At 44.6% G+C, this 5,880-nt stretch carries 3 protein-coding genes; all 3 read right to left on the reverse strand.

The window, feature by feature from the left end:
• A partial coding sequence (locus VIN08_RS12745) for a hypothetical protein (RefSeq protein ID WP_331965465.1) occupies positions 1-2,630 on the reverse strand: 2,630 nt, incomplete at its 3' end.
• A gap of 18 nt (positions 2,631-2,648) precedes the next feature.
• Complete coding sequence (locus tag VIN08_RS12750) at positions 2,649-5,693, reverse strand: hypothetical protein (RefSeq protein WP_331965468.1); 3,045 nt, start codon at positions 5,691-5,693, stop codon at positions 2,649-2,651.
• On the reverse strand, positions 5,674-5,880 hold a 207-nt coding region (locus VIN08_RS12755; protein ID WP_331965471.1), incomplete at its 5' end, for a hypothetical protein. The genes VIN08_RS12750 and VIN08_RS12755, both read right to left, overlap by 20 nt.

Consider the following 5,880-nt stretch of genomic DNA (forward strand, 5'->3'; position numbering starts at 1 on the left):
GGTATATTTACCACGAATTGTACCGGAGGACAATCCGAGCAGCACAGGTATGGTAAATAGAAATCGGCAATCACTACACCTTGTGCCACATTTTCCAATGCATCTTCAAATATACCTTTCACTTTGGCCAGCTCGAATACGCCCAAACCCAATATACTTTCAATCTCATCTTTCTTCATGCCTTTGGCCGTCATCAGGTTGATGCGCTGCTGCGCCACTGCTTTTTCTTTTACCGTGAGTTTTTTTCCGGCAGTTACTTTCTTCTCTGCAGCAGATACAGCAGCAACTGTAGTAGTAGTGGTGGCCAGCGATAACACAGGTTGATCGGCCAGCAGCGATGGCAAGGGGATACCAGGATCAGGCGTTGTGTCTGTCTCGAGGTCGCGATATACAAGTATAAATGTACCACCAGAAGGAACGCCTCCCTTGTGCTGAATACCGGGATGCAGCTTGCTAAATTCCTTGAGCGACTGCAACTGCTTCAGTTTTTCAATACGTGTTTGATATTCCTTGTAAAGGGTAGTAAATGCACCCAGATCACACAGATCGTATAAGTCACGTATACATTCTTTATTTTTGAAACGCTCGTAGAGTATACCATCTTTCACATCACTGATCTGCTTGAGTATATTCTTCTGATCGTCCAGTGCCTTCAGTACTTTACCCGAAGTATAGGAAGAGAGATTCGCGGGAACCACATCTGCCAACAAAACATTGGCGTGAATAAGCCTTATAATGATTACGATGATCGATACATCATCGCTGGGTTTGGATGTTCCGATTGCCTTTTTAACAAGCCCCGTTATATCCTGCGTTCCTTTTTTCAACTCAGGATATATTTCTTCATATACCACCCCTACCGTAAGCTCGCCATACTGTAATTTACTTTTACAGCCGGGTATAAGATCGAGCTTGCTGGGGAGCAACTTGTCGATCGGTGGATTTCCGGCAACATACTTCAACGGCTGCAGGTACAGGCAGGTAACGGATTTACACAGCGTACACATTAACTCGGTGCGAAGTATATCATACTGTGCTTCCAGCTCAACGAAATGACAGGGAAAATCCGCAGGGTTTATTTTGCCAACGAGCGTGTCTACCGTTAGCGCTACAATATCAAACGGCAACCGGAAATTATTACGCAGCGTTTGTATAGAGGCCAATGCCGAATCAAACTTTTTTCCGATGTGTCCTTCTATCCTGAAAAAATTATAGGGCTCTATATCATACTCCAGCGGGTTCTTCACAAAATCATCGGAGCTATAGGAAGGATTGTAATGCAGATTCTGTTTTTCCTTACCGCGCGCGGTAAGCAGGTAATTCCATGTGCTCAACAGACTCTGCGAGCCATCCACTTTATAATAATACGGTATAGCACGATCGCCCAGGGTATATTTACCCAGCACCGAAGGCGTTATGCGAATGTTGTTATCTACCGGCTTACCACCCGAAACAACAGGTGTTGGTATATCTACATTAACAATGATTCGCACTATACGCTGAAATAAACTCTGAAACTCCTGGTAACTGCTGCGGCAACTTTGCAGAATGGGCGATGGTATAAAATAGTTACGATATTTACTCTTTACAATATCGCTCATACCGGTAAATGTACCGAGAAACACATGCCGCGGAAAAAGCGCTTCGGGTGGTGTACACATACCGGCCAGGCTATACGCAGCATCGCGCCACTCTTTATAGGCGAGTGCCAGGTCGGCAAACAGTTCGTAGTAATATTGAAAATGTAACAGACTATTACCGGAGATCGAGCCATTGTGCAGAAACGCAAACTTGGTATTGAATGTATCAAACACCGAAGTGGATGTTTGCAACATGGGTTTGAAAGCGGTATAAGCTAACTTTAAAGTTTCGCCAGTGCTCTCTACAAATTTCTTGGTGAATACCTGCTGGTAAGCTTCGTATACATCGTTCGCAGTTTCTAACGTAGTAGCTGGCACGTCAAACTTGGGAAGTTTGATTTCAGGGAGTGTAAAAAGATCGGGGAACAATTCACCCGAACCGGAAGCGTTGGCTTTTGCATTACATTCGGCAATGATCTTATCCGCATCGAGTATACTAACTAATAGCTTGCGCACATTCACATATACTTTCACACCTTTGTCATCGCATGAAGTGGGATCGCAATTCTTGGCTTTCTCATCCAGCACTTCATAAAACAACAGGCAGACTTTGCTATCGAGAAAGCCTGCACTCAGCTCACTATCGGTGTTGATCTCATCTTCTTTGGCAACCAGCTCCCACAATGCATACTTCTGCGAGTTGTCGCTCTTGTTGATAAACACATCGTAATAGAACTCTTCTTTCTTGGCATCGAAGTTCCGGTATTTCTTATATACTACGGGATCGTTACTGTTCTCAATTCCGTGTGCCATCAGGTAGCCATGCGAAGTAACGGCAGTGCCTTTGGTAATGGTAACACTCTTGCCATCGGCCGAGCGGGAAACAGCCAGACCACAAACTATACCTATACCGATAAGGTTGGTGCGGGTTAATCTCTCCTGCAGGTATAAAAAATCAAATATATGATTAAGGTTATCGGCAGTCAGTATCTGGTCAGGCTGAAAATTGGAATAATCGTATTCGCTCTCATCAATTTTTACCGGTATCATGGCCTTGGGGTTTTTAGGTTACAATTGTGTTTGGTTTAGAAAAACACGGTTCTCATCATTGCCATCGATGCAGTCGTGCAAAACGGGTGGCGGATATATACTCTTCAAATTATTGAAGGCTTCTATTAATGCTTTAAGTGCGGCTGACTTTTCATCTTTCTCCGCATTCAGCCAATAACAATATGCTTTTTCAAAAACGTCATATACAGTTTTCTCCACCCAGCATATCTTGGCCATTACGTGTGCAGGTAATTCTGCGCGTATCGTTCGCTCGGCAAATCGCCTGAATTCAAAATGATCCTGGATCAGTTCCGACTCGCCATTGAAAACAAAGGTTACCTGGTATGAATACGGATCTTCTTCACCGCAGAATTTACAATTGCTATCCACGCATACCGATAACAGTGCATCAGTATCAACATGCGGGCGCAGCAGGATATGCTCGATAAAAATAAACGGCTCATCAGTAAGGTATTTCGTAGCAAACTCTACGATCTCATCGATGCGATCTTCTGCATCACTGAACGTATCAAACTCCAGCGCACCGGTTGCTATGGCCGGTGTACCCAGTTCGATTACATATTTACTTCCTGCAGGGTTTATAACGTACTGGCTACTGTCTGCAATCTTCTTCAGCATAACAGCCATTGCTATATTTAGCGCACGCACTAACTCATCGCGATCTTCGTACGAAAACTCTGTGGGGCTTTGCAATAACACTTCAGATGCGGTCGCATTCTTCTTCAGTAATTTGAGTGTAGCAGTATAGCCGTCATCCTTACGGGTAATGGTATAGTCGAAGAAATTGAGTGAGGGTTGCAGCCCGAGCAACACGGCAATGCGCTGCTGTATACCACTCAATCCTTTCTTTACGCACAGGGCATCTTCTTCGGTATAGTTAAAGCTCTGCGCCTTGTATGCACTTTGAAAGGGAAACTGTTTAAGGAACGATGTCTTGGTCGCAATGAGACGTTCCTGCGAAACGGTCTTTTGATTTTTGAAGGAGTATAGCAACAGTGCATATTCTGAAAAGCTTTCGCTGAAGCGCGCCATGAGGTGATCCAGGAATTTATTCCTCCTGTCCAGAAACTCATCTGTATTTTCCGTGAGCTGTTGCAATTGGTCTGCACTGAAACTATCGTAGAAGTCCGTTTGCATATTGCCGATCAGGTCACTTTGTATCTCCGTGGTGAGGTATGCACTGGCATAGGTATGACGAACGGTGCTTTGTATCGAGAATATATTCTTGAGATCGGCCAGTTGTGCCAGGTAGTTCACCAGTAATTGCTCGAAGAAAAGCAGGTAGGCCTTTAGTTGTAACGCCTGTGCTTTTCGCTGCTGTGTAGCAGTAGATGGTAATCCTTCCGGTCCGGTTCCATATACCTGTGGCAATGAATTTTGTAATGGATAATACTCTTTCAGATTGTAATAATTTCCAAGCGGTATATCGAGGTCAAGATCGTGGGTCTTCAGCTTCGGCATCACGTTTCGTCCGCGGATTACCTGCATGGTATCCATCAGCTCTGCTGTATCCGGTAAAAACGGTAATCCATTTTTGAACACGAGAAATTTGGAACCTTCCAGATATAGCCTGGGCAAATGATTGGTGCTTACTGTCAGCTTCCACGGATCGGTGCCTACGTTATTACCTTCTGCATCGAATCGTACCAGCACAAAGTTCTTTATACTGATAACACCTTCTATATCCATCAGCTTGTTAATGATATCGGATGCATATAGCGTTCTGTTCAACGATGTGCGATCAAGATCTTCCTGATCAACAAAACCATGTTTCAGTTTCGGACCGTTAAAGACTTCATCTACCGTTTTCTTCTCAAGCATTTCGCTTAACCGGTAAAACCGAATCGTTGGATTGAAATACTCTTCGATCTGGTAATAGGTCTCTGCCAGCACCTGTTCTATATCTGCCTCAGGCTTCAGTTCAAGATCGGCACATACACCTATCTCTTCAATCTCAACTTCATCTATACAACAAAAGTCTTCAGTAATATTCCGGTGATCGAGCAATGCTTTTGTCGCTTCTGCTACTGCTTTATCGGCTGCTTCAATCTTTTGTAGATAACGCGCTACAACACCAGCCGTTGACGCATCCGATAATATGCCGCGAATGTCTGCCACCGTCAATTTCTTGCGAAGCTCACTATGCAGAAATACAAATCGCAGGGGTATATCTTTCAACTCCACTACATGCGAAGTATAATTACCGGGATCGGTCACTTTCTCCCGGATGGTAATTTCCAGCGTAATGTACAAGCCACCGCGCAACGCGGCTGCTATCTTGGAGTCAGCTATATCAACGCCTGCACCTTTATTATTCGAGATTGTTTTTACATTAACAACATCTACAACGGTACGGCTATCCCGGAAATTGGAAAGTGTATCATTTGCCTGTTCCAGTTTGCTAAATGCCCGTAATGATGGCAGGCGTACTTCCAGGTATAGCGTTTCCGGATTGCCATCGATCAATAAATTATAGGTAAGCGATACTTTTCCGGTATTAAGATCACCGTTCTGTTCATTCCCTTCCAGCTCGAGCAGCACATCATACAATCCTTTGGGAACCACCTCATGTTCTTTCGGATTTTCCGGAGGAAGTGGCGCTGTATAGGTTAATTCACTCTTCTTGCAGTCTACATATATAGCGGGGCCGCAGTTGCACTTGCTGCAGCGTATCCAGGCGTTGCGTATACCTTCCAGGTCGATCAGTAACTTTCTATAGTCGTTAATCGTCCATGGAGCCGTAGTGAATATCTCGCGAGCGGTATACAGGGTTTGTGCATCGCCATTGAACAATTCTGATTTCTCTTCGGCTATCAGGTCTTTTACCGGGAAGGAGGCGCGATAGCTCAGGTCCGTAAGGGCATAGCAGAATGTTTCCAGGATCGTTATACCGGGATCGTGCAGGTTAAAGTCTGTCCACAGTTTACTGCCCAGTTGCTGGATCAATTGTATACCGGCATTACGCAGCACATAGTAATCCTGTGCCTGTGGAAGCTCGTTACTCTTGGTGATGGTAATATGTTCATTCGCAGCCGTTGTCATCCGGTGGAGCAGGTTTAGGTTTGATCGTTACTTTATGTTTGGAGGCCGGGGCGCTTACGAGTATAGATCGCGCGGTTGAAGCGGTGATCTCATCTACAAAAGGAATCTCCGTAGCGGCTCCATCCTTCTTGAAAAACATTTTCAGGTCGAGTATAAAATCGATATAGTCGCGCTCTTCAATAAAGTT

Source organism: Ohtaekwangia sp. (genome assembly GCF_036568665.1).
In the GTDB taxonomy this organism is placed as follows: domain Bacteria; phylum Bacteroidota; class Bacteroidia; order Cytophagales; family Cyclobacteriaceae; genus Ohtaekwangia.